At 59.6% G+C, this 26,132-nt stretch carries 18 protein-coding genes; 4 read left to right on the top strand and 14 right to left on the bottom strand.

All coding sequences use genetic code 11. The features are described 5' to 3' along the window. Positions 1-59 precede the first annotated feature (59 nt). From HJW02_RS00820 to HJW02_RS00845, 6 genes are all read right to left on the bottom strand, one after another. The gene (locus HJW02_RS00820) at positions 60-1,829 is read right to left on the bottom strand and encodes an alpha-amylase family glycosyl hydrolase (protein ID WP_102722807.1); all 1,770 of its coding nucleotides are present in this window, start codon (positions 1,827-1,829) and stop codon (positions 60-62) included. 26 nt (positions 1,830-1,855) lie between these two features. After that, the gene (locus tag HJW02_RS00825) at positions 1,856-3,238 is read right to left on the bottom strand and encodes a CCA tRNA nucleotidyltransferase (RefSeq protein ID WP_240454304.1); all 1,383 of its coding nucleotides are present in this window, start codon (positions 3,236-3,238) and stop codon (positions 1,856-1,858) included. Between the two features lie 8 nt (positions 3,239-3,246). After that, a complete protein-coding gene (locus tag HJW02_RS00830) occupies positions 3,247-4,548 on the bottom strand; it encodes a redoxin domain-containing protein (protein WP_102736294.1) in 1,302 nt (433 codons plus the stop codon). Between the two features lie 518 nt (positions 4,549-5,066). Next, entirely contained in the window at positions 5,067-7,307 is a 2,241-nt protein-coding gene (locus HJW02_RS00835) for an inorganic phosphate transporter (protein WP_102722810.1), read from the bottom strand. A 114-nt stretch (positions 7,308-7,421) separates the two neighbouring features. Next, complete coding sequence (hrpB, locus tag HJW02_RS00840) at positions 7,422-10,007, bottom strand: ATP-dependent helicase HrpB (RefSeq protein ID WP_156340817.1); 2,586 nt, start codon at positions 10,005-10,007, stop codon at positions 7,422-7,424. A 37-nt stretch (positions 10,008-10,044) separates the two neighbouring features. Then, positions 10,045-11,010 carry a phosphatidate cytidylyltransferase gene (locus HJW02_RS00845; RefSeq protein WP_180976141.1) on the bottom strand — a complete coding sequence of 322 codons (966 nt, stop codon included), beginning with the start codon at positions 11,008-11,010 and terminating at the stop codon, positions 10,045-10,047. 568 nt (positions 11,011-11,578) lie between these two features. Between HJW02_RS00845 and HJW02_RS00850 the strand changes: the two genes are divergently transcribed. Both HJW02_RS00850 and rpiB read left to right on the top strand, forming a co-directional pair. Continuing rightward, the gene (locus tag HJW02_RS00850) at positions 11,579-13,792 is read left to right on the top strand and encodes a carboxy terminal-processing peptidase (protein ID WP_243759970.1); all 2,214 of its coding nucleotides are present in this window, start codon (positions 11,579-11,581) and stop codon (positions 13,790-13,792) included. A gap of 174 nt (positions 13,793-13,966) precedes the next feature. After that, entirely contained in the window at positions 13,967-15,655 is a 1,689-nt protein-coding gene (rpiB, locus tag HJW02_RS00855; RefSeq protein ID WP_275539832.1) for a ribose 5-phosphate isomerase B, read from the top strand. Positions 15,656-15,789: 134 nt separating this feature from the next. Here the strand turns inward: rpiB and HJW02_RS00860 are convergent, their stop codons facing one another. After that, positions 15,790-16,158 (bottom strand): hypothetical protein, encoded by a 369-nt coding sequence (locus HJW02_RS00860; RefSeq protein ID WP_208050590.1) that lies wholly within the window; start codon positions 16,156-16,158, stop codon positions 15,790-15,792. On the opposite strand from HJW02_RS00860, the gene HJW02_RS00865 reads away from it, so the two are divergent. After that, positions 16,159-16,785: a hypothetical protein gene (locus HJW02_RS00865; protein ID WP_102733101.1), complete on the top strand. Its 627-nt coding sequence runs from the start codon at positions 16,159-16,161 to the stop codon at positions 16,783-16,785. Between the two features lie 14 nt (positions 16,786-16,799). On the opposite strand, the gene HJW02_RS00870 is transcribed toward HJW02_RS00865, so the two are convergent. The 7 genes from HJW02_RS00870 to HJW02_RS00900 all read right to left on the bottom strand — a co-directional run bounded on the left by HJW02_RS00870 (position 16,800) and on the right by HJW02_RS00900 (position 24,502). Further along, positions 16,800-17,213, bottom strand: a complete 414-nt coding sequence (locus HJW02_RS00870) for a hypothetical protein (protein ID WP_102722817.1) — start codon at positions 17,211-17,213, stop codon at positions 16,800-16,802. A 225-nt stretch (positions 17,214-17,438) separates the two neighbouring features. Next, entirely contained in the window at positions 17,439-17,777 is a 339-nt protein-coding gene (locus HJW02_RS00875) for a hypothetical protein (RefSeq protein WP_208050591.1), read from the bottom strand. 248 nt (positions 17,778-18,025) lie between these two features. After that, positions 18,026-19,078 carry a TQO small subunit DoxD gene (locus HJW02_RS00880; protein WP_022396684.1) on the bottom strand — a complete coding sequence of 351 codons (1,053 nt, stop codon included), beginning with the start codon at positions 19,076-19,078 and terminating at the stop codon, positions 18,026-18,028. A 95-nt stretch (positions 19,079-19,173) separates the two neighbouring features. Next, the gene (locus HJW02_RS00885) at positions 19,174-19,905 is read right to left on the bottom strand and encodes a M15 family metallopeptidase (protein ID WP_022396683.1); all 732 of its coding nucleotides are present in this window, start codon (positions 19,903-19,905) and stop codon (positions 19,174-19,176) included. Positions 19,906-19,943: 38 nt separating this feature from the next. Continuing rightward, positions 19,944-22,037 (bottom strand): RNA polymerase sigma factor RpoD, encoded by a 2,094-nt coding sequence (rpoD, locus tag HJW02_RS14085; RefSeq protein WP_102722820.1) that lies wholly within the window; start codon positions 22,035-22,037, stop codon positions 19,944-19,946. A gap of 59 nt (positions 22,038-22,096) precedes the next feature. Further along, the gene (dnaG, locus tag HJW02_RS00895) at positions 22,097-23,899 is read right to left on the bottom strand and encodes a DNA primase (RefSeq protein ID WP_102722821.1); all 1,803 of its coding nucleotides are present in this window, start codon (positions 23,897-23,899) and stop codon (positions 22,097-22,099) included. 93 nt (positions 23,900-23,992) lie between these two features. After that, entirely contained in the window at positions 23,993-24,502 is a 510-nt protein-coding gene (locus HJW02_RS00900; protein ID WP_146018131.1) for a hypothetical protein, read from the bottom strand. A gap of 172 nt (positions 24,503-24,674) precedes the next feature. On the opposite strand from HJW02_RS00900, the gene HJW02_RS00905 reads away from it, so the two are divergent. Next, a complete protein-coding gene (locus tag HJW02_RS00905; protein ID WP_102722822.1) occupies positions 24,675-26,111 on the top strand; it encodes an NfeD family protein in 1,437 nt (478 codons plus the stop codon). The last annotated feature ends 21 nt before the right edge of the window (positions 26,112-26,132 follow it).

Consider the following 26,132-nt stretch of genomic DNA (forward strand, 5'->3'; position numbering starts at 1 on the left):
CCCAGCAGAGCAAAAAATATCGGAAAGGGCAGCCGCACCCCTCCGGAGGGAATGCCCCTTTAAACGGCAGAGAGTTCCAGCACGCCCACATGCCCCGGTTTCAGGGGATGGGGAAGCCCGCGTTCCATCAGTTCCTTCCGGTCAAAAACCCGGTCTTCCCCCTCTCCGTCCATCAGGTTCCTGACACGCACGCGGTCCGTCTGGATGCCGCACCAGCCGAAGGCGTGCTGGGGAATGGAAATGCGGAGGTTGTAGAAGTTGATCTCCGGGGAAAGGTTCCCCACCACCAGCACGGTGGCCCTCGCACGGGCATCATGCCGGAGCATGGCGTACACCCAGTGGCCGGAGGTGTCTTCCGCAGGTTCCCTGCCAAAGGTGGTGTTTTTCATGTTGGCCCAGTTCAGGCCGTAAAAATCCCCGCGGTCCAGCGCCGGATGCTGCATCAGGGGAAGCAGCCGCTGATGAAAGTTCCTCAGCTCCGCGGAATCCTCCGGCAGCAGAGAGGCGTCAAACCGTCCGTCCGCCACCCAGGGCTGGAGCTGGGGCAGGCAGGTGTAGTCAAAAATGCTGGTGCGGCCGTCATGGCCGCCGTAGCCGCCGGGACTCTCCGCCCGCTCCCCTACTTCCTGCCCGTTGTACACCAGCACGGGACCGCGGCCGGACGCGTACACCAGCGTCATGATCGCCGGAAGGATGATGCGGCCCACCCCGCCCCAGGAGAGCGGGGAGCACACGCGCGTTTCATCATGGTTTTCCACGTAGCGGACGCCGTTGGCCATGTATTTGGGGTCGCTCCGGAAAAGGCGGTCGAAGTCGTTTGCCCAGTTTTTTTCCGTGTACACATGGAGCGCCAGGCGGTAGCAGGCCGAATCGTAAACGGCATTGAACCCGGATTCCAGCAGCGCGGCGCAGGGATCGCCGGGGGTGGTTTTCATGTGGTCATTGTACGCTTCCGCCATGAAAAACACGTCCGGCAGGCGGACGCGGGAGCGGGAGATGGCCCATTTCCAGAAGGCCATGGGAATCATGTGGGCCATGTCGCACCTGAAACCGCCGATGCCCAGGCCCTGCCAGAAGGAAAGGATGTCGTCCATGATGCGCCAGGTCTTGGGCACGCGCTGCTTGGGGCTCGTCCAGTCCGGCAGCAGGCGGAGGGCCGGCAGTCCGGCCAGGAAGTTATAGCCGTAGTTGAGCTTGACCGTTTCATACCAGTCATACCTGGTGGGGTTCCACGTAACGGCATTGTTGCCCGTGACGCGGCCGAAGGTCATTTCCCCTTCAAACAGGCCGTCCGGCAAATGCAGGGGAGGGCCGTCCCCCGGGCTGTTGGAGGTCAGGTAAAAGTACCCCTGCTCCGGAGAGAAAAACGTATGGTGGTCGTCCCCTTCTCCGAAATCGTCATGGCCGTCCCAGTCCGCCAGGTAGGCGCGGGAAACATGGTTGGGGATGAAGTCGATCAACGGCACCAGCCCCACCGTTCGGCAGCGTTTCACGAGTGCCTTGAACTCCTCCATTCTTTTTTCCGGCATGGAGGCCAGGTCCGGGTCCACGTCAAAATAATCCACCACCGCATAGGGACTGCCGGCCAGGCCTTTTACGATGGATTCCGGCTGGGCGGGAAGCTCGGGATAGGCCGTCTGCGTGGCGTGCCTCAGCACCCCGGTCAGCCAGATGTGGGTAAAGCCCATCCGGGCTATTTCCCTCAGGGCCTTGTCCGTCACGCCGTTAAAGGTGCCGCACCCGTTCGTCTCCCGGGTCCCCCAGTCCACCCCATGGGTTTCCATGTTGGAGAAATGGCGGACAAACAGTTGATAAATGACCGGGCGCATGAGCTGAAAGGATGAGGTCTTGCGGCCTATAATGCTAACTTTTCCAGGTACTCTGCAAGTGTATTCTGTTCCACCGGGGCAATTTGCCCCAGCATCAGCAGGGCCTCCTTCCTGGTCCGGAGCGTTCCTTCCAACTGGAGCTCCTGCAAACGGGACAGCCATTTCCTGAAATCGGGTCCGGGGGGCAGCCCCAGGTCCAGCAGATCGCGCCCGGTCACCAGGGGCGGAGGCACCAGGGGTGCGTCCCGGTAGGAATCCATGGCGTCCCTGACAAACTGCCAGTTGTCCATCAATCCGTTGGAGGAAAGGCAGTCCAGGCGGTGAAGCTCCAGCTCGTCGCTGAAATGCGGAGCGCTCATGAACATCCGCAGGGTGGACTTCTTCATCTGCTGCACGTTCATGAAGCGCATGTGGCGCTCCACCATGGCGCACACCGCATCAATCACGGCATTGGAATACTTCAATCTCCTTAAAATGTCCCGCGCCATGGAGGCGCCCTCCTTGTCATGACCGGAAAAACGGATGCGCCCCGTTTCATCCACCTGGCGGCAGGGAGGTTTTCCGACATCATGCAGCAGCACGCCCAGGGCCAGCTCCAGAGACACGGGGGCGCCGTCCTTCCCCAGCGCGTCCAGCATCATCAGCGTATGGGCATACACGTCCCCCTCCGGGTGCCATTGGGGAGGCTGCGTGCAGCCGATCATGCCGTATACCTCCGGAATAACATGCTTCATCAGCCCCGTTTCCACCAGCATTTCCACGCCCCGTTTCCTTCCTGGAGACAATAGAATCCGGTCCAGTTCCTCCCGGATGCGCTCCGGCGCGATGCGGGCCAGCAGCGGGGCGTTCCTGCAAATGGCGGCATAAGTTTCCGCTTCCACCCGCACTTCCCTGGTAACGGCGAAACGGACGGCGCGCATCAGCCGGAGGGAGTCCTCCTCAAAACGGCGGTCCGGCTCCCCGATGCACCTCAGCACGCGGGCCCGGATGTCTCCCACGCCGCCCACATAATCCACCACATAACCCGGAGGAACGGAAAACGGATCTTCAAAGAGGCCGTTCATGGTAAAATCACGGCGCCGGGCGTCCTCCTCCGCATCCGTGAAGCAGACGGATTCCGGGCGCCTGCCGTCCCTGTAGCTGCCGTCCCTGCGGAACGTAGCCACTTCAAAGGAGAAACCGCCACGGCGCACCAGCACCACGCCGAAGGCGGCGCCCACTTCCCAGGCGTCCGGGAACAGGCGCAGCACCTCGTCCGGACGGGCGGAGGTGGCAATGTCAATGTCCTTCACGGGATATCCCAGCAGCCTGTCCCGGACGCAGCCTCCCACAAAATACACCGTGTGCCCCGCTCCGGCCAGCAAGCGCGCCACAGCCTCCGCGGCCTTTCTCAATGGAATATTTTCCATGGAACAGGCTATTCGGGCATGGGCCGCAAGGGGGGAGCGGAAAGAGAAGAGGGCTGCTCCGCACCGGAGGAAGCAGGCGGGGCCGCTGGCCGGGGCGCGGCAGGCTGCGGAACGGAGGGAATGCGCGTATCCGGAGAGTTGATCCTGGCCGGCAGCGGAGCCGGCTTCACGGCAGCGGGGGCGGCCGGGGCCTTTTTCTCGTCCGCCTTTCCATTCTTTTTCCCTTCCAGCTTGCCCATGACCGCGTACAGATTCGCGTCAAACAGCATGTCCGGCGTGCCGCGCATCAGGATTTTCCCCGCAGGGTCCAGCAGGTACACCCGCGGCGTGAGCATCACGCGGTAATCCTTGAACGCCGCCGCCTTTTCATCTACCAGGGAGGGAGTATCCATCTCCAAATTCAGCAGGGCCTTTTTCACGTCCTCACTGTTTCCGGGGGCCACCGGCATGACCGTCAGGCCCGGAAATTCCTTCCGTAGGGAAACGGCCTTTTGCAAAAACTGGACAGAGCGCACATCCCGGGGATCCCAGAAAACCAGCAGCACGGGCTTGTCTCCGGAGGGGACCGTCACTTCCGCGCCCGTGGCGGTGGAAGGCAGGCTTATTTTGGGCCCGGTCTGTCCAATGTTGAGATTGCGTATTTCATACAGCTCTTCCTTCACCAGATTCCGGACCGGAACGGGACCGAAGCTGGAATCATAGCATTTGATGATGGCGTCTTTCAGCAGCTTTCCGCGTGCCGCCACCAGCCTGACGTCATCCTGGAGCATTCCCGTCGTTTCCTTCATCACCATGGCCAGCCCCAGGGCGGACAGCCCCTGGTCTTCCGGAAACTGGTTGTAATCCTTGATTTGTTCCAGAATAACGCGGCAGCGCAGGTCGCGGGAGTTGCTCAACGCATACGCCGCTTTTCCCGCTCCCTTTTCCCGGAACAGGGTATTTTCCAGGGAGTCCAGGCAAAGCACGACAATTTTCCTGGCAACGTCTCCGTTGGGGAAAGCCTGCGCCACGGCCTGGGGATGGTCCAGAAACCAAATGACAGCCGGGAGAAGGTAGGGTTTTTGAGTCTCGGGCTTTTGAAGGTCCCTCCCCACCTGCCTCCACAATTCCTGCGCCACCGGAATGGCGTTCGGACGGCTCTCCATCAGTTCCGCTCTTTTTTCATCGCTTTCAGCCGTTTTGAATGCGGATTCCCAGTCGGACTGCCTCATTTGCCAGTCCGCCAGCGCATTCTTCATGCCAGCCTCGTCCGCCGGAGCCCATCCAAGCAGGCTGCATGCACCGGCTATCACGCAAAACGCTCTCTTCATACCCTGCCACTATGCCCTGATGCGTCCCGCTCGTCAATCAAACCCCGCGGCAAAACGCCTCCTATTCTTCCTTCCCCGCTTCCTTCCAGCCGTTTACGGCGTGGAATGCGCCATCCGGAGACGAACAAACCCCGGCGAATCCCTTCGCCGGGGCTGCTGTTCAACTAACTACCTATGAAGACGGTTGAGTCCTTAAGTGGATGAAGTGCTCTCTCTTTCACTGCATCCGGATCATAACCGTTATGGGTGAGACAGCCGGGCGGGAAATATGTTCAAACATTCCTTCTTTTGTATGACACAAGGTCCGCCCCCCTCCTGCGGGGGCAAAAAAGCGGCTGCGGAATTCCTTCCGCAGCCGCTCCAACTAACTACCTATGAAATCAGGGTCGTTCCTGGTGATTCGGAAGGCTCTCGTTCCTTCCTTATCGAACACCCCTGTCCATTCAGCATACCTGCATGAACCAAACGCTCAAGATTTTTCTTTCCTTTTCATGCAAAAAGCCCGGTTCCCCGCCGCCTTACGCCGCCACGAAGTTCCGTTCGTCATTGGTCAGGGCCCGCACCTGCACGGCCATGAACCTCATTTCATTAAGCATGTTCAGATAAAGGAGGGAGGAACGGGTGCGCGTCTGGTTGCGCTGGGCGCGCTTGATCTGGCGCTTGGTGGCCTTTGCCACCAGTTGAAGGAGCTGTTCCTGGGCCACCATGGTATAGTCGAACTGGATGTACGTTCCCGTCTGGAGCATCTTGCAGTATTCATCCAGAAGCTTCATTAGAGCGGTATGCACCTCCTTCAAGTCGTCCACCTGGTCAATCGTGAACGGCGTGTGGTTATTGTCCACATACGTGAAGATGGACTCGGAAAACTGCGCCAGGCTCTGCGTGGCTTCGTTCAAATGCTCCAGGGCCTGCACGAAGTGGTAGCCCATGTCCAGGGAACGGGACTGCATCTTGTACAGGATGGGGAGAATGTCGTACTTGTGGTGCTCGCTGCTGGTCAGGGCCAGGCGTTCCGCGGCGTCCGCCAGCTCTTTCAGGGCCTTCCGGTCCCCCTGGAAGAAGTTTTCCACGGTGTCATTGTAGATTTCCCGCAGCTTGAGCGTGCTGTCCACGACCTGGTGGCTGCACACGTCCAGAATGTTTTCCTCCGTAATCTGGTCAAAACGCTCTACGGAAAGCTTGTTCTCCCGCTTGCGGTGCATGATGGTGGATTTCACCAGGATGACGACCACCAGGGCCAGCAGCCCGAAGATGGCGTACACCTGCCCGTAGTGCAGGACGGTCGCCATGACGGCGGCCAGCGTGAAGGCGGCCAGGCCGGTCATGAACCAGCCGGAGATTACGGTCAGTACGCCGGTCACGCGGTAAACCGCGCTTTCCCTGCCCCACGCCTTGTCCGCCAGGGAGGAACCCATGGCTACCATGAACGTCACGTATGTGGTGGAAAGGGGGAGCTGCTTGCCCGTGGCCCACGCGATCAGCAGGGAAGCCACCGTCAGGTTCACCGTGGCGCGGATCAGGTCAAAAGCCACGCGGTCCTTGGGGTTCAGTGGCTGCGGGGCAGCATCCCACTGATGGTTCATGCGCACCAGCATGCGGGCGGGGATAAGCTTTTTCACCCCGCGCCCCAGCGCGATGGCGCTGCGCACGATGGCGCGGGCGGGGGGAACGGAGCCGAAGCGTTCAATGCCTCCTTCACCCTGCCGGGAAAGCTCCACGCCGGTGGCGATCACCGTCTTCGCCTTCTTGGAGAACCACAGCGCAAAAATCATCATGCATCCGGCGGCAAAAAGAATGTAATGGTTCACCGGAACGCCCTGCCCGGGCATCAGGCATTCCATGGCGGTGATGGAGGAGGCGGAGCCGCCGGCCTCCACTACGCCTGTGGCGTACTGGAAGGAATCCAGGCCGCCCATGAACACGCCGATGAAGTTCACGAGGTCGTTGCCCGCAAAGGCCAGGGCCAGGGAGAAGGTGCCGGCCAGCACGGTCAGGCGCAGGATGTTCGTCATGAACAGGTGCTGGAGCAGGAACATGAGCACGGAAAAACCGCCGAAGGCCACCAGCAGGGCCATGCCCAGGTTCTGGTCAATGTATTGAATGAAGGAAGGCTCCATCAGGGTGGATTCCTTCAAGCCCTTGAACACGGCAAAGTAGGCCACCGCCGTCATGGCGATGCCGCACCAGAAGCAGCCGAACCACTTGAAGCGGGACTGGTATTTGAACGTAAACGCCAGGCGGGAAACCCACATGACGATGGTGCCCACCGTGAAGGCGATGGCTACGGAAAGGAGAATGCCGGTGACGATTTCAAACGCCTTGTCCGTATTGATGAAGTCCCACACGGACTGCGTCATGTGAAGCTTGGAAATCTTGAACAGGGCCGTCGCCACGGCGGAGCCCAGAATGCCGAACACCAGGGAAACGGTGGTGGACGTGGGAAGGCCGAATGTATTGAAGGTATCCAGGAGTATCACCTCGCTGATCATCACCCCCAGGAAGAGCAGCATCACTTCGTGGTAACTGAACATGTTCGGGTGAAAAATGCCGTTGCGGGCCACCTCCATCATGCCGCCGGAGAAGCAGGCGCCCACCAGCACGCCGATGGAAGCCACGGTCAGGATCACCCGCACGGGGGCGGCCTTGGAACCAATGGCGGAGTTGAGGAAGTTGACGGCGTCATTCGCTACGCCGTTGATCAGGTCAAATGCCGCCAGAAGCAGCAGGGCTACGATGATAATCCAGTAAATTGAGTCCATAACTGTCTCTTGTGAATGGTGGGCGGAGGGCGTCCGCGAGCTGCACCACCGCCTCTTTACACGGAAACGGACGATTTTGCTACTGTTTTGTTACAGAAAAATCCTTTCGCCTTCTCAACGGGAACGGGGGAGGAAATCCAGCTCTTCAGGATCGGGCCAGCGGTGCCGGGGATAGCGCCCCGCCAAGTCTTTTTTCATCTGGCCGTAGCCGTTCCGCCAGAAGCTTTCCAGGGAGCCCGTCACCTGCCAAGGCCTCTGGCTGGGGGCCAATACCTCCACCTTCACGGTCACGGAGCCGTTGGCAATGCGCGGAGACGCCGCCACGCCGAACAGCCGCTGCACCGTAAGGCCGATCACAGGCGTGGAATCCTCCCCGTACCTCACTTTCGCGTGCTGGCCGTTGGTCAGCGTGAGGCTCACCGGAGCGTAATCGTCCAGCGCCTTCGCCTGCCAGCCGGAGAGCCAGTCCCGGAGCACGGGAATGATCTCCCTCTCCTTGATGTCCTTGTAGCCCACGGCTCCCTCGCAAACCAGGGAGATGGCAACCAGCTTGTCTTCCTCTGAAAAACGGGGGAGTTCCAGTTCCGGCATCCAGACGCTTAAACCGTTCAGGCGGCGTATCCACTGCTCCACGGCGTCATCCCATTTCACCAGCTTCAAGGTTCCGTCCACCACCCTTTCCGCCAGAATGGGGGCGGCCAGCTCCGGCGGAGCGTCCCCGCGGTCCCGGTCTTCCAGCACCAGGTCTTCATACATCAGTCTCCGGTGCAGGCGCACGCGGCGCAGCGCGGCGTCAAAGACGGCCGCCTCCCCGCCGGAAAAACGCTCCGGCCAGACGGCGCGCAGCTCCTCCGGGTCAATGAGCGTACAGCGGCCCACACGGGTTTCCACCGCCTTTCCGGACAACTCCGCCACCTCCGCCGCCACAAAATGCTCCCCGTGGAACGCCACGCTGCCTTCCGCCAGCCTGCCCCCCACGCCGCCGGCCATGCGGCACGTGTTGGCGGCCACTCCGTTCCGTACGCCCACATGGTCCGCAAAGCTCTCCATCATGGCGCGGACCACGGCAAGCCGCGCCGCCGTGAAATCCGGCTCCGGCATTTCCCGGGATTTCCCCCGGCTGCCGATGGACAAAAGCTGCCGGTACGCCATCCACACTTCCCGCGCCCCGCGGGCGGAAATGCCCCAGCGGGTGCACGCCCCCGCCTCAAACCCGGCGTCCACAGCCTTTTCCACCGCGCGCCACTCCGCCTGAAAATCCGTATAGTCCGCAGAATCGCGCAGGTTGTCGTTCAAGCCGCCCTTCATCGCTACGCCCTCCCCCTGCATCAGGGCCGCAATGGCGGCAAGCTCCACCACGCACTGTTCATCCTGCCCGGCCGCCATCAGGCGCGCCAGCCGCGGCGGCAGAGGAAAAGCGGTCATCCTTCTTCCCACGTCCGTCAGGCTCCCGTCCGCCTCCGTAGCTCCCAGGGCGGCCAGCAGGTTCACGGCCCGCTGCATCACCAGGGGGTCCGGCGCATCCAGCCAGCGGAACCCTTCCGGCGCGGTTATGCCCCACGCGGCCAGATTCAGCACGGCCCCCGCCAGATCCACCCGGAAACATTCGGGCGGATCAAAATCCGCCTTCCGCGCCTGCTCCGCCTCACTCCACAACCGGAAGCAGCGGCCCGGAGCCACGCGCCCGGCACGGCCCGCGCGCTGGGCGGCGGACGCCTTGGAAATCTTCGTCAGGTGCAGCGTATCCATGCCCCTGTAGGGGTCCCAGCCGGACCGGCGCACCAGACCGGAATCAATCACCGTGCGCACCCCCTCAATCGTCAGGGAGGTTTCCGCTACATTGGTGGAAACGATGACGCGGGGATTCTTCCCCTGCTCCACGGCGCGATTCTGCTGTTCCGGGGTCAACGCTCCGTAAAGAGGAAAAACGTCCCGGCCGCCCATCCACGGCCTGCCTGCCAGCAACTCCGCCGTTTTCCGGATTTCATACACGCCCGGCATGAATACCAGCACGTCCCCGCAGCCGTCATCCTTCACCGCCTCCTTCACGGCGTCCGCCGCCTGCTCCCATACCGGAGGGGGGGATACCCTGCCGCGTCCATCGCTGACCAGCCGGGGAGCCCGGTAAACGGTTTCTACGGGATACTGCCTTCCGTGCGCCTCCAGCACCCGGCAGGAGGCGCCCATGTAATCCCGCAGGCCGGATATTTCCAGCGTGGCGGACATCACCGCCACGGCCATGTCCGGGCGCGGGCCTTCCTGCAAGTCCAATACGCGCCCCAGGGACAAATCTCCGGAGAGGCTCCGTTCGTGAAACTCATCAAACACCACGGCGCTCACCCCTTCCAGGGCGGGCCGCTCCGTCAGCCAGCGTTCCAGCATGCCGTCCGTCACGTACGCAATGCGGGTGCGGGGGGAAATGTGCCGTTCAAAGCGCACCACATACCCCACTTCCTTCCCCAGCTCCACTCCGCGCAACCGGGCCACGTGGCGCGCCAGCAGGCGCGCGGCCATCCGGCGGGGCTGAACGACGACGATCAGGCCGCGTTCCCCCAGCCCGGCGTCATCCATCATGGGGGGAACGCCGGTAGACTTGCCGGAGCCCGTGGGCGCTTTCAGCAGGATGCGCGGAGAGGGGGCTTGCAGCGCGTCCAGCAATTCTCCGCGGATTTCCTCAATGGGAAGGGAGGGGGAATCCATACCGGGTTACAGGGGAATCCGTTCATGCCCGGGCCGTTCAACCGATGCAGGCCAGCAGGAACCAGAAGAACGGCACGGTAAAGGAAGGACTGTCAATCAAATCAAAAATGCCGCCTATCCCCGGCAGCAGGGAGCCGGAATCCTTGATGGCCAGGCTGCGCTTCACCAGGGAGCCCGCCAGGTCCCCGTAAACGGACAGCAGGAAAATGAAGGAGACGCAGCCCGCCAGCACCAGCATCTGGGGCATGGACAGGACGGAGACCCTGAACATCGGGAAAACCAGCCCGATGGCCGCCGCATTCGTCAGCACCCAGGAACCGAGGATGCCCTCCCACGTCTTCTTGGGGCTGATGTGGGGAATGAGCCTGCGTGAAAAAATGCGGCCTCCCAGCAGGAACCCGCTGACATAGGCAAAAATGTCCGCCATCTTCGTCACCAGAATGACCCATAGCACGCACATGACGATGGACGGATAAACATACCCCACCCTCATATAGGCCAGATGCAGGGCCAGAATGGCAAAGGCGAACAGCCAGCCGGGATAAATGAAGGAAAGCAGCGTGGTCCCGACGGAACGGAGCGCCCGGCTTCCCACCACCGGATACTTCATTTCACGGATAAAGGAAATCACGACCAGAAGGACCGGGGCGGCAAGCGCCACCAGAAGGGGAAGGGGAATCAGGAACGGGGCATTCTCCGTAGGGGCGATTTCCCGGAACTTGGTCACGTAGCACGCCCAGGACAGCAGCACGGGATACGCCGCGCCGAAAAGAAAGCTCAGGTTCGGCTGGGAGGCTTTTCTGGAACGCAGCAGCATGTGCCTCCATTCCCAGGAGGCCAGGATGCAGAAGATGCAGACCAGCCCGTAATACCCAAGTTCACGGTCCCACCACAGGGCCCCCGCCAGCAAACCCAGCAGAACCACGGTGCTGAATGAACGCTGCAGCAGAACGCCCATTTTGCTTCCGGAAGGCTTCTTGTCCTGGTTCGGTGTTCTCATCATCACGCGAAGTGTACAGAAAACCTCCGTGACCTCAATCCTGAAATGTTCCCCTCCCCGCGGCGGCCATACTGGAAACATCCGCGCCCCGTCCGGCCCTCCCCCGCCGCTGACAAGGAAGGAATGCCTTCCCCGCTCCGGGAGAAATGCGGCGGCGGAAAAAGAAAAAGGCTGCCGTCAAGCGGGCGGCGCTACGGCGCACGGGAAAAAGTCTCCGGAAACCGCGTTCTCCTTTCTGTACGGCCCCAATATGACAAATGCCGGACTTCCGCACAGAATTTCAAACTTTATGGTGTATTTGTCCACTAATGAATTTGCCTCTTTCTTCCTCTCTCCCGCGCCCTGCATTCGCAGAGGATTGCAACCCCGCCGGATGCCGTTCCTTCCGGACGGACGGGGGTTCTTCCGCCCTCCGGCAGTCCCTTTCCCCCTTCCGGAAACCCGGCGCGTAAAATAGCGTCATGTGGACGTTTTATAAGATAGACAATCACCTACAAATCAGTAACACTCACATCCCAGCACTAGCTTTTTTTCCCTGATGGAGAAAACCGCACCCTTTTCCGTTATGAACATGCACTCATTCCGTTGGATTCGACTTACAGCATTCTCGGCCCTGGCCGCAGCCGCCATCACCTCCTGCGCCTCCGCGGCCACGGACTTCAACCAGGTGGGCAAGCAAATGTCCCTCCTGCTCCAGAACTTCCACTTCTCCCGCAAGGAATTCAGCGACGAACTGTCCGGAAAATTCCTGGAAACCTACCTGCGCAAGGTGGATCCCAACAAGATATTTTTCACCCAGCAGGATGTGGACGCCCTCAAGAAGAAATACGGCAGGGAACTGGACGACTACCTGATGTCCGGCCAGATGATGGACGCGGCCCAGGCCATGCACGCCCTGTACCGGCAGCGCGCCATGCAGCGCATCGCCTATGCGCGGGACCTGCTGAAAAAGGGCGGCTTTACCTTTGACAAGGACCGGTCCATTGAACGCTCCCGCCGCAAGACCGCCGCGTGGCCCAAGGATGAGGCGGAAATGCAGCAGGTCTGGAAAGACATGGTGGAGGAACAGCTCCTGTCTGAAATCCTGCGCCGTGAAACCGTGGCGCGCCTGGCGAAGGAACAGAACAAGCCCGACCCGCTGGCCAATGAAAAGCCTGCGGAGGAAAAACTGCTCATGCGTTATGAACGCATCCAGCGCAACATTCAGGAAACGGACCTGGAAGACGTGGCGGAAACCCTGCTCAGCGCAGTAGCCATGACCTATGACCCGCACACGGACTACATGGGCGCCCGCCAGGTGGACCGCTTCAAGATTTCCATGGGCACGGAGCTCACCGGCATCGGCGCCCTGCTGGGCAGTGAAGACGACGGCTCCACCAAAATCACGGGTATCGTCGTGGGCGGTCCGGCTGACAAATCCGGAGAGCTCAAGCTGAACGACCGCATCGTGGCCATTGACTCCAACAACTCCGGAGAAATGGTGGACATCCTGTTCCTGAAGCTGGACAAGGTGGTGGACATGATCCGCGGGGCTGAAAACACCCAGATGCGCCTGAAGGTGGAACCGGCGGACGCTCCCGGCCAGGCCAAGATCATCACGCTGACCCGCTCCAAGGTGCCGTTGAAGGACGAACTCGCCAAGGGCGAAATCATCGAACTCACCGGCGCGCCGGAAGGGCAGAACCGCATCGGCGTGCTGAGCCTTCCCTCCTTCTATGCGGACATGGAAGGCGGCGACCGCCGCTGCGCCAAGGACGTCAAAAAAATCCTGGAACGGATGAACAAGGAAAACGTGGACGGCCTGGTCATTGACCTGCGCAGCAACGGCGGCGGTTCCCTGGAGGAAGTGCGCCTGATGACGGGCTTCTTTACCGGGAACGGCCCCGTGGTGCAGATCAAGGACACCCGCGGCAACGTGGACATCAAATCCGCCCACAACCGCCAGAAGCTTTTCAACGGCCCCATTGTGGTGCTCATCAACAAGCTCAGCGCCTCCGCCTCTGAAATTCTGGCCGCGGCCCTCCAGGACTACGGCCGCGCCGTGATCGTGGGGGATGACTCCACCTTCGGGAAGGGTTCCGTGCAGCAGCCGGTGGACATCGGCCAGTACCTGCCCTTCTTTGCAGCCAGGGACCGTGCCGGCCTGCTGAAAGTCACCACCCAGAAATTCTACCGCGTGGCAGGCGGCTCCACCCAGCTCAAGGGCGTGGAGAGCGACATTCAGCTTCCCACCGCTACGGCGGCGTTTGAACTGGGGGAAGACATTCTGGACTACGCGATGCCCTATGACCAGATCACGCCCTGCACCAATTACAAAAAGGACTCCTCCATCACGGCCATGCTGCCCGCATTGAAGGAAGCCAGCGCGAAGCGCGTGGAAAAAGACCGCGACCTCCAGATTGCCAGGGAAGACATCGCCATGATGAAGCAGCGCATCAAGGACAACAAGCTCTCCCTGAACAAGAAGACGCGGGAACAGGAAAACTCCATGCTGGAAGAGCGCCGCAAATCCATCAACAAGGAACGCAAGGGCCGCTTTGCGGAAATGGCCAAGGAAGACGCCACCAAGTACAAGATTTACCGCCTGACGCTGGACGACGTCAACGCCAGGGAGCTTCCCCTGGCGGACCCGGACAAGGACAACGAACAGTTCATGCACCTGGCGGAAGACCCCACGGCGGAACTGGACGACTCCCCGGAATATCCCTCCGGCCTTGACCCGGAACTCCGCGAAGGCATCAACATCGTCCAGGACATGTTGAAGCTGGAATCCTCCGGAAAATAACGGTCCCTTCCCCATTCCTTCCCACTCGCCCCGGTTTCCTCCAGGAACCGGGGCCCTTTTTTCCGGGGTAAAAGGCGGCCGCCGCTCCTTCCGGAACGTGCCGGAATGAATCCGGGACTTGCCAGCCGGGGTGAAATAAGGCAGTATCTTTGCCCGTCAGCAATGAGCACCATCATGAATACGACATATAAAATTGCCATCGGCGCGGACCACGCCGGAGTCGACCTCAAGGAAACCGTAGTAGAACTCCTCAAGGCATGGGGCCATGAAGTGACCGACATGGGTACCATGACCAAGAATTCCTGCGATTATTCCGACTACGCCAATGAAGTCGCAAGCAGCATTGCTGACGGTACCAACGACCGCGGCATCCTCATCTGCCGGTCCGGCATCGGCATGAGCATCGCCGCCAACCGCTGGGTGGGCGTGCGCGCCGCCCTCTGCCGCACGGCCCCCGCCGCGGCCCTTTCCCGCCAGCATAACGATTCCAACCTGCTGTGCCTGGCCTCCGCCTATGTGGACAATGAAAGCGTGGAAGACGTGCTGGACGCATGGCTGCACGCGGACTTTGAAGGCGGCCGCCATGAACGCCGCGTCGTCAAATCCTCCGGCAGCCCCCTGCAATGGACGGACCCCGAACTGGCCGCGTTCATCCAGGAGGAAGGCCGCCGCGAAAGCAACAACATTGAGCTGATCGCTTCTGAAAACTTCGCCTCCCCCTCCGTCCGGGAAGCCCAGGGCTCCCTGCTGACCAACAAATACGCGGAAGGCTATCCCGGCAAGCGCTGGTACGGCGGCTGCGAGGTAGTGGACAAGGTGGAACAGCTTGCCATTGACCGCGTGCTGAAAATCTTCGGCGGGGACCATGCCAACGTGCAGCCCCACTCCGGCTCCCAGGCCAACATGGCCGTTTACTTCTCCGTATTGAAGCCCGGCGACACCATTCTTACGATGGACCTTTCCCACGGCGGCCACCTCACCCACGGCCACCGCGCGAACTTCTCCGGCAAGCTGTACAACGTAGTTCACTACGGCGTATCCCAGGAAACGGAAGCCATCGACTATGACGCGCTGGAAAAACTGGCCCTGGAAGTGAAGCCGCAGATGATCACGGCCGGAGCCAGCGCCTATTCCCGCACGATCGACTTTGAACGCATGGGCCAGATCGCCAAGGCCTGCGGCGCCTACCTGTTCGTGGACATGGCCCATATCGCGGGCCTGGTGGCCGGCGGACAGCATCCGAACCCGGTTCCCTATGCGGACTTCGTCTCCTCCACCACGCACAAATCCCTGCGCGGCCCGCGCGGCGGCTTCGTGATCTGCAAGGAGGAATACGCCAAGAAGCTTGACGCCGCCGTCTTCCCCGGCATGCAGGGCGGCCCCCTCATGCACGTGATTGCCGCTAAGGCGGCCTGCTTCGGGGAAGCGCTGAAACCCGAATTCAAGGACTATGCGGCCCAGGTCGTGAAAAACGCCAGGGCCATGGCGGACAAAATGGCGGAACTCGGCTTCCGCATCGTCTCCAACGGCACGGACAACCACGTATTCATGGTGGACCTCCGCAACAAGGGCATCAACGGGGCGGACGCACAGGAAGCCCTGGACCGCGTGGGCATCACCGTGAACAAGAATGCCATCCCGTTTGACACGGGTTCCCCCATGAAGCCCTCCGGCATCCGCATCGGCACGCCCGCCGTGACCACCCGCGGCATGAAGGAAAAAGACGTGGAACAGGTAGCGGAATTCATCGCCCGCGCCCTGGCCCTGTACGTAGGCGACCAGGTCTGCCCGAACCCGGACGGCTTCGCCCAGCTCAAGGAGGAAGTCTCCGCCTTCAACCGCAACTTCCGCCTGCCTCACTAATAAAATTGCTCTTTCACGTTCAAGCCGTCCCATTGCCAGCAATGGGACGGCTTGCGTTTTTCACAAGAAAAGAGGGAAGTGCCGGGAGCTGCTTCAAGGGGCTCCCCTTTCCGCGTTCAACTCCCTCCGGTACACTAGCGAGGATCTGCCGGGATGTTTCCCCCACCCCCTGCCGCCGCCATATAACAGGCGGCTACATCGGCAATGCCATGGCCGTTGGAAAGGGGCGCGTTCTGCCTGGGGATGCGGTACCGGCCGCCCACCAATCCTCCGCCATACGTACTGACCGGATCACAGCAAGTGGTTATATGGTCCAAGACGCCGGCAGCGGCCGCCAAACGGTCTGCACCCAGCGCCTGCAAGGAATTACCGGACAATCCCGCAGCATTCACCGCGACGCCGCCAACCGGGAGAGGAGACCCTACATTGGCCGCCACCCCGAATTGGGCCATGCCGCCTCCCAGGGAATGCCCGGTGGCCTGCAAGGACACTATTCCCGGCACATGATTCAACAAATGGCGAATCAGTCCCGCCGCCCTAACGTAGCAAATGTCACAGGAATACAACTGGAAAATATCCGTCAATACGTTGGGAACCAAGACACCCCAATGTCCCGTATCCGTCCCCCGGAAGGCAACATAAATGTTATTGCCCGAGCACTTGATGTAGGCATTAAACCCATGGCGCACATGGACATGCCCACTAACGGGATCGTACCCGGTTGCACCGCCAAAAGGAGAGAAGGCATGATTCAGGGAGGACAATGGAACGCCTGGCAGAAGGGCTGCGTCCGGATGCGGCGCCATTCCCATCAGATACCCTCCGGCTCCCGGATTAAGGTAGGCATACCGGGAAAAAGTGATCCAAGTGGGAATGAGGGCAGGATAATGCGTATTGTCCCTGTAATGGAGGCGGCAACTTATCACCGCCGTCACAATGCCGGCCAATATCTGGACCAGAGCGGAATGCCGGGTCAGAGGCAACCTCGAAAGCCTTTCCATGATATAATTATAATGAGGAAGCGCCGCATGGCCTTCCTGAACGAGAAAGGCATCCAGCCTGCGCCTTCCATCCTGGCGGGAAAAATACCTGGTTGCTATAAAGTCAAACAAGTGCCTGAGATGAAGTAATGGAGTCATGGTATTTATCGAATTGAATTTTGAATATAATTCAGCACATCACGTTCTTCATCCGTCAGCGTGCCGCCCAATTGCTCTTTTCTGGACAAAATCTCCCGGGAGAACAGGAGGGCGTCCTGGTATAGAGACGCGATCTGGTTCTGTTCCAGTTGGTCCAGGGCTTCAAACCCCTTCAGCTTGCCCAATTGGGTTTCCACCCACTTCCTGATTTCCCGTTCACCGGATTCAGGCGCAGAGTTCGTAAACTTTTCCCATTCCTCCAGCCAGGTATTCGGGATTTCCACTTCAGACAGAGCCTGGAGCACTTGCTGCTCCAGATCATCCAGCTTGCCTTCCAGCCGTTCCATTTTTTCCAGGAACTGCTTTTCATCCGATTCCGGAAAATGGAAGGATGAATCATTATTTTTCTCGTCAGACATGATGTTTCAACATGGGTTGCGGTTTGCCGCCGCATCCGGAAAGGACGCGTCCAGCGGCAAACGCTGCACGAATACCCTGGCCTCCCGCGTCCGGAAAGAAAACAGGGGCTTTCCCAATACGGGGAACCATCATTCACAACAGCCATGCGCGCCTTTCAGCGGCATGGAAAAACCCGGCATGAACAAATGCCGTTTATACCGCCACCGTGCAGCCGCAGCTTCCGGCTACTTCCCTTCCCCTCCCAAACGGCTCTCCATGGACAGCAGGGTGCACTTGGCGGCAAGCCATGCGTCCCGGCCCTTGAGAACCATCATTTTATCTCCCACGCTGGAAGCATAGGCCTTTTCCGCATCCCGAAAGAGCTGCTCCAGATACCTGACCAGTTCCTTCTGGACGGCGATGGCTTCTTTCAGAGATCCGGCGTTATTTCGGCGGAATTCCAGCAAGTTCAAGTTGGCCCGCGTCACTTCCTCCCAGGGAACCATGCCGGACTTGTACTGTTCCTGCGCCAGTTCAGCCATGCTGGATAAAAGCCGTTCCCTTTCCTTGAGAAGGGATTTCAAGGTTTCTTCCGCCGGGGAAACGGCCGAAAAGCAGACGAGACAGAGTATGATCAGGGTAGTTTTCATTACTCCCCTTTTATCCCCTCCCTTCATTCTGTCAAGATGGAAAGGAACATATCGCTTTGAAACAAAGAAGCTCTCGAAGATGAAAAACAGCGCGGCACGGACAAACATAGCCACCTCCGGAAAGAATCCCCATCCGGGAATTCTTTCCTTTTATCCCGCCTTTCTCCTTCTTCCGGGGTCGCTCATACGCCGCCGGCCTTCCGGACCGGGGCGGACCATTCCTTGCCGCTTACATCCGTCAGCACTACGGAAAGCGGACCTTCCGGAACCGCAGAAAGCGCGGCGGGGAGTGTTACGCCGGCCCTGGCCCCCAGCGGAACGACCAGCCCGAAGGCGCCCGGCTTGACCTTTGCCAGATAAGCGTTCTCCATAGCGGAGGGGGGAAGCGCGGAAAGCTGGTCCGCCTCCATTTTCCACAGGGTGTTGCCCTGGCCGTCCGTCAGTCTGATGCGGACGAGGAAGGAGCCGTAGGTATCCACGCCTTCCGTGCGGAATACGTTGAAGCGCAATTCCTGCCCGGACAGGGAGGCCCCGCTGACTTCCAGCAGGGGCTTCACGGATTTGTTATGGAGCGGCCCCCATACGCCGCCATGAAAGAACTGGTTGGTTCCCAGCGTGACCAGCATCATGAACACGGCTCCCCAGATGGAAACGCGGGCCATGCGGCCGTATCCCAGCGGCAGCGGACCGGACCCCACCCAGGCAAACAGGGAGGAACGGCGCGCGCAGCACGGAAGTTTGGAAAGCCTGCCGTCCAGCGAACAGGAACCGCCCCCGGTCAGGAACAGGAGCAGTCCGGCGCACATGCCCAGAATGCCTATCTGCCATTCGTCCAGACAAGTGGTTCCCAGCCAGCCGGAACCCAGCAGAATGCCCAGCGCCAGGCAGAAAACGCCCACGCTCGCCAGGCGCGTCAGCAGCCCCAGCATGAGCATCAGCCCCACCAGGAATTCAATGATGGTAAACGCCACCATGAACCACCAGAGTTCGGACGGGTGCGTCACCAGATATTCAATGACCGGCTTGATTCCCAGCGCATTAGGAAGGAAGTGGTTGAATTTGACGCCGATATATCCCGGATCATCCGGAATCAGCTTGTTTTCCAGCACCAGGCGGCGCCAGAACGCGGAGAAGTACGTCCAGCCTACTACCAGACGCAGAGGGAGGGCCATTACGGCAGCCCAGCGGTAGGCTTCAGGCTGCACGGCGGAATCATGGGAATGTTCTTCTTTCATCTGGTCAAATTCTTCAGTATTCCGCCATCCTATTTCCGTCGGAAAAAAATCAAAGGATAAAATGCCCGGTCCGTGACAGCGGACGCGTCAAAGATTTACCGGGAGGCCATGCCGTCCCACACCGGGAAGTAATAATGCAGGGAGGGCGCGGGTTCATTCAGCAGGCGGTAGTGCCACCATTCCGGAGAATAGTTGGCGAATCCCTGCTTTTCAAAAGCCTTTTTCAGAATCATCCGGTTCCGGTGCTGGGCCGGGGTCACCAGTGCGGTGTCCGTAGCGGAACTGGGGTCCAGCAGGTCATGATGGCCGCCCATGTCCACGGGCTTTCCGGTTTTGGCATACAGCAGGGAGACGTCCACAGCCACGCCGCGTGAATGTTCCGAGAAGTCGCGCACGTAGTGGTCCCCGAACACCTTGGCCTTGTCAATGTTCGGGTAATACCGGGCTTTCATCTTCTGGTCTCCGGCGTCCGCGCCCCATTTGCAAATGTCCAGCACGGCGGTGTGGGGGCGGTAGGCGTCATAGATTTCCAGCAGGTAGCCCTGCCTGTACAGGTCTTCCGAGACTTTTTTCAGGGCGTGCGCCGTCTGGGTGCGCAGGATGGCGCGCCTGCCGTGGTAGCCGTCCAGCGGACGCCCCACGAAATTGTCATACCCGGCATACTTCAGGTTGGTCTTCACCAGCGGGGCCACCTGGTCCACGTACACAAAGCCCGGCTGCATCACGGGCTGGAGGGGCTGGTTGAAAGAGGGCTTGAATTCCCCGCTGCCTGAGCAGGAAGCCAGTAAAATGAAAATGCCGCATGCCGCGGCCACGCAGGTCTTCATGACCACGGAGCGTAGCACGGCATGCGGCGCAAATCCGGTCAGGATTCCGTCATTTCCAGGAATCCCTTGATCTTGCTGATGCGCGTGGGATGGCGCAGCTTGCGGAGGGCCTTGGCCTCAATCTGGCGGATGCGTTCCCGCGTGACGCTGAACTGGCGCCCCACTTCCTCCAGGGTGCGGGGGCTGCCGTCCCGGAGGCCGAAGCGCTGTTCAATAACCTCGCGCTCGCGGTCCGTAAGGGTGTCCAGCACATCCTTGATTTTCTCTTTCAGGAAGGAGAAGGAGGCTTCCTCCATGGGATTTTCCGCCGCCTTGTCTTCAATGAAGTCACCAAAGGAGGTGTCGTCGGAATCCCCTACGGGGGCTTGCAGGGAAATGGGCTGCTGGGCCATTTTCAGCACGGAACGCACGCGTTCCACGGGCAGGTGGATTTCCTCCGCGATTTCCTCCGGCGTAGGTTCGCGGCCGTATTCCTGCACCAGCTGTTTCTGAACGCGCATCAGCTTGTTGATGGTTTCAATCATGTGCACGGGAATGCGGATGGTGCGGGCCTGGTCCGCAATGGAGCGGGTGATGGCCTGGCGGATCCACCAGGTGGCATACGTGGAGAATTTGTAGCCGCGGCGGTATTCGAACTTTTCCACCGCCTTCATCAAGCCCATGTTGCCCTCCTGAATGAGGTCCAGGAAGGAAAGGCCGCGGTTGGTGTACTTCTTGGCAATGGAAATGACCAGGCGCAGGTTGGCTTCCACCATTTCGTCCTTGGCCCGGCGGGCTTCGCGGAGCCACTTGCGGAGCTCCTGATAGGCTTCCCCCATTTCATCCGCAGTCATCCACATGCGCAGTTCCAGTTCCGCAAGGTGTTCCTTGAGCTCCTTGTTGGACGGATCCTGGGCTACCTTCTTCTGCATGCGGAGCACGCGGTCGCGGGCCTCGTCAATCATGGAGCAGAAATCCTCAATCACCTTGTGCTTGAAGTACAGGCGGCCGAAGAGCTTCACCAGAACGCCGGTGATCTTGTCGAACTCCGCCTGGCGGGCCTTCACGGACTTGGCGGCCTCCTTGCTGCGGTACAGCTTGCGGAAGGCGCTGGAAGCGTCCTGATGGGTCTGCTGGATTTGGGCGCAGAGCTGGGCCAGCCCCTTCATGTAGCGTTCGCGGGAGTCGATCTTCTTGTCAAGGATGACGCGGTCAAAGCGTTCCTCGTTGTCCAGCAGGCGGTAGGCCACGTCCAGATAGGCGTTCGCAATGAAGCCGAAGCGGTGCACGCAGCGCTGGACGTTCTGTTCCGCATCCTCAATCCTCTTGGAGATGGCCACTTCTTCTTCACGGGTGAGCAGGGAAACCTGGCCCATCTGCTTCAGGTACATGCGGACGGGGTCGTCCAGAATGTCCATCTTGGCTTCAAGCTTTTCCTCCTCGTCTTCTTCCTCCGTGTTGATGCGGGTGCGGTCCGTGTAGCTGTCCACGTCGGACGCGTCAATGATGTCAAACGCCATGCTGCGCAGGCGGTCCATGATGGCCTCATAGTCCTGCTGGTCAACGATGTCGTTGGGAAGGGAGTCATTGATGTCGTCAAAAGTCAGGTAGCCCTGCTCCTTGGCGAGCTTGATCAGTTCACGGATTTTTTCCTGGATTTCCGGGGCGTCAATCGGATTCGTGACCTTGCGGCTGGCGGCCCTCTTGCGTTCCTCTTCCAGGATTTCGCTCAACTTCTTGGGAGCTTCCGCCTTAGCGGCAGGCTTGGAGGCCTTCTTTTCGGCGGGTTTCTTTTCCGCCGGCTTGGCAGGAGCCTTCTTGGCGGCGGGAGCGGCGGCTTTCTTGGCCGGTGCGGCCGCGGGCGCCTTTGCCGGAGCCTTTTTGGCGGGTACTGCGGCCTTCCCGGCGGCAGGGGCCGGAGACGCCTTTTTCACCGGGGCTTTCTTTTCCGCTGAGGGCTTGGCGGCTGCGGGCTTTTTAGCCGCCGGAGCGGCGGCCTTGGCGGGGGCTTTTTTGGCAGGGGCTGCCTTGGAAGTGGTTTTGGAAGTTTTTGCGGCAGGCTTGGATGCTACTTTTTCCTTGGATTCAGAAGCTTTTTTGCTGGCGGAAGTCTTCTTGGGAGAAGAGGAGGATGGGTCACCGGATTTGGACATATCTTGAAAAGAAGAGGGCACAATTCACCATTATATCAATACCCGGAGGTATCGAGGCACTACATTGTACCCAGCAAACGCTTCAAGTCAACACTAAGTTTGGATAATTCCAGCCTTCTGGCGGCGTCCGTGGAGGGGTCCGCCAATTCCGCCATCAGGGACGCGATATGCCTTTCCAGGGCCGCCTTAGCAATGCCGGAGCAGGCTTCCTGGACGCTCCGGTCCACATCGGGGATGGGCACCGGGTCCAGGTTCAGCAGGTTCAGGGCATCCCGTTCCGGCTGTGGCAGGGACGCCAGAAAAGCCTGAATGGCCGCGGGACTGTCCGGAGAAGGAAGCCGTGCCAGGATTTTTTTCAGGATTCTCCCCCCTTGCAGCATCCGCATCGGCTCCAGCAATTCTTCAATACGGTCCACGATGAGCCCCTGGGCACGGGCGTTCTGGAGGGACAACTCGCAGAGCACGGCCACGGCGCGGTCCATCTTCACGGGGGGCTGCGTCTGAGAAACTTCCGCAGCCGCCGCACGGTCCGCGGACTGTGCCTGTTCCCTTCCCTTGCGGCGTCCGGCCGTCCTGACGGCGCTCCGCAGGTCATTCACGGTCGTGCGCATCCTGGTGGCGACGTCCGCCGTTGCCAGGTCGCGGGCCACGGGGTCGCTCATGCAGGCCAGCAGGGCCGTCATCTCACGGGCAAAGGCGGCGCTGGCGGCGGCGTCAGTCAGCAGGCCGCGTTCCTTGGCGCGTTCAATGCGGACCTCAAAGAAAGGACGGGCCTGCTCCACCATCTCTGAAAACGCTTCCTTCCCTTCCCTCTTCATGAAGGAGTCCGGATCGTCCCCCTCCGGAAGATTCACCAGGTAAACATCCTTGCCGAATGGGGCCAGCTCCCGGAAGGCGCGGTCCGCCGCCGCCATGCCCGCCTTGTCCGCGTCAAAACATACGACAATGCGGGAGGCATAACGTGAAAGCGTTCTGGCGTGCTCCGGCGTGAACGCCGTTCCCAGAGGAGCCACGGCAAAGGAAATGCCGGCCTCATGGCAGGCGATGACGTCAAGCTGCCCTTCGCACAGCAGGGCCTTGCCGCTCTTCCCCATGGGACCGCGCGCCCTGTCCAGGGCAAACACCACATCCCCTTTCTTGAAAATGGACGTTTCCGGGGAGTTGACGTACTTGCCCACGTTTTCCTGGGGCCGCAGAATTCGTCCGGAGAACGCCACGCATTCCCCGTACACATTGTTAATGGGGAACATCAGCCTGTCCCGGAACCGGGCGTACAGGTCCCCGCGCTCTCCGCGGTTGGCAAGGCCGGAATCTATCAAAACCTGGTCCGGAAGCCCCTCCTTACGCGCCCAGGCCAGGAACTCCCGTGAAGAATCAGGAGCCCAGCCCACCTGCCAGCGCTTCGCCATGTCCGCCCCGTATCCGCGGGAATTCAGGTAGGCCCTGGCCTCCGCCGCCTTCGGGGAACGGAGCAGGAGCCTGTGAAAAAACTCGGCCGCCTTCTTATGGGCCACCAGCAGGGCCGTGCGCGCCTTGCGCCGCTTTTCCTCCGCGGCGTCATACACTTCCTCCACCAGGGTAATGCCGGCTTTTTCCGCCAGCCGTCGCACGGTATCCGCAAAGCCCAGGTTTTCCATCTTCATCACGAAGGTGATGGCGGATCCCCCTTCCCCGCAGCCGAAGCATTTGAAGTTCTGCCGGGTCTGGTCCACGATGAAGGAAGGCGTCTTCTCATTATGGAACGGGCAGCACGCCTTCCACCGGGACCCGGCCCTTTTCAGGGAAAGATAGGAACCCACCACATCTACAATGTCCGTGGCTTCCAGAACGCGCCGGATGCTGTCTTCATCAATCCTTCCCATAAGGCGCGGTTAGTTTATCACAGAATTCCTATAAGGACAATTAGTAGTTGAAATATTAGCAATGATTACTACCTAAAAATCACCATATAATTACTATTCTTTTTCTTCTTCTCCATTTTCAAACCATTTAAATTCAGATTTATTTTTTGTTTTATCCAATACAACATGGGCACCTATTCGGTAGTGATATTTAGCTTTCTTACATGTCAAATATTTCAATTTATCATAATCATTTTTATAATCATTTTTATTTGATTTTAATTTTTTAACTTCAATTACAATCAAATTTGAGTATTCATCATTGTTCCCTCGAATATGAATCACTAAATCAGGTCGTATAATTTTATTATAATCAACATCTCCTAAACAACTTTCCCTTTTTCCACATTCTTCACATTCTTTAAATGCTTTCTTTTGATCATCTTCAAATCTATTATATTCAGAATCAACTACATAACCTTTTAATACAATCGATTTCTCAATTTCTAATACACGTTGTAAATAATATCCTAAACGGAAAGTAATAGTCCATTCGGATTTTTCAAACAGATCGCTATCATTTTCCCATATTTTATCCACACATCCATAAATAATTTTTTTCAATTTTCCGAAAATTTAAGAATCTTCCATAATAACATATTATGGAATAAAAAAGATCAACAATCAACTATTAAATAGCTAACTTCTTTTAATAAAGATAGAAAATCATCCACTCATGGCAAGGCGAATGTATTTCCCCATTGAGCGCGGGCGAGGAACGTGTTAGCTTGCAGGCATGAAGAACATTCACCTTCTGTTGCTGGCTCTGCTGGCCCTGTTTGCCGGGTCCCCGTTCCGGGCGACCGCGGAGGAATCCTTCCGCGACCGGGTAGTGGTCATTCCGGTGGGGGAGGACTCCCTGACCAGCAAGCAGAGCTTCGGCTTCATGAACCGCATCCTGAAGCGGGCGCAGGAGGAACAGGCGCGCGCCGTGGTGTTTGACCTGAACACGCCCGGCGGCCTGGCCTGGGAAACCAGCGAGATGATGATGAAAAGCATCCAGCCGCTGACCATCCCCACTTACGCCTACGTGAATCCCAAGGCCATGTCCGCCGGGGCGCTCATCTCCGCGGCATGCGACAAGATTTACATGGCGCCCGTCTCCTCCATCGGCGCGGCGGGCATCATCACCTCCTCCGGGGAGGAGATGGACCCCGTCATGCGCAAGAAGGCGGAAAGCGCCTTCTGGGCCTTCACCCGCTCCGTGGTAACGGAAAAGGGCTACCGCCCGGAAGTAGTGAAGGCCATGATGATCCCCTCCGACCAGGAGCAGCAATTCGGCCCCGTCAAGCTGGAAAAAGGCGCACTCCTGACCCTGACGGGCAAGGAGGCCGCCACGCGGCTGGAAGACGGCAGGCCCCTGCTGGCCCAGGGAACGGCCACCTCCGTCACGGACCTGCTGGCTCAGGAGAAGGTGGACGCCCCCACGGTCACGGCGGAACCCACCGCCTTTGAACGCATCGGCCTCTGGATTGCGTGGGCCTCCCCCATACTGATCCTGCTGGGAATCGGCGGCATCTACATGGAATTCAAGACGCCTGGGTTCGGCATCGGCGGCATCGTGGCCATTGCCGCGTTTGCCCTGTTCTTCTTCGGCAACAACATCGCCGGGAACCTGGCCGGTTATGAAACGGCGGCCCTGCTCATTCTGGGCGTGGTCCTGCTGTGCGTGGAATTCTTCGTCATCCCGGGCACCTTCATTGCGGCCATTGCGGGCGGTATCTGCATCTTCCTGGCCCTGTTCGGCGGCATGATCAGCTCCTGGGAATGGGACCACATCATCCGGGACGGACAGTGGGACGACGTCAACACGCTGGTGATGGTCCTGGGCATCCCCCTCCTGAAACTGGCCCTGGGCCTGACCGGGGGCGCCATCCTGATCGCCGTGCTGATGAAGTACCTGCCGGACTCCGTCCTGATGCGCCGCGTCACGAACGCCACGGTCAGCGGCGGCCCCGCCGGGGAAGCCGTCAACATTGCGCGCGTGCAGGTAGGCGACCGGGGGAACGCCGTCACGGAACTGAAGCCCAACGGCAAGGCCATGATCCATGGCGAAATATGCGAGGTTTTCTCTCGACAAGGCATACTGATTAAGGGTACCCCTGTGCGCGTCGTGGACATCCGTCCGTTCGACCTCGTCGTCGTCAGGGACGAATCCCCCTCCGGGGACTGACGCCATCACGCTTTTCACTCA

The sequence above is a fragment of the Akkermansia sp. GGCC_0220 genome, from assembly GCF_017566105.1.
Taxonomy (GTDB): Bacteria; Verrucomicrobiota; Verrucomicrobiia; order Verrucomicrobiales; family Akkermansiaceae; genus Akkermansia; species Akkermansia massiliensis.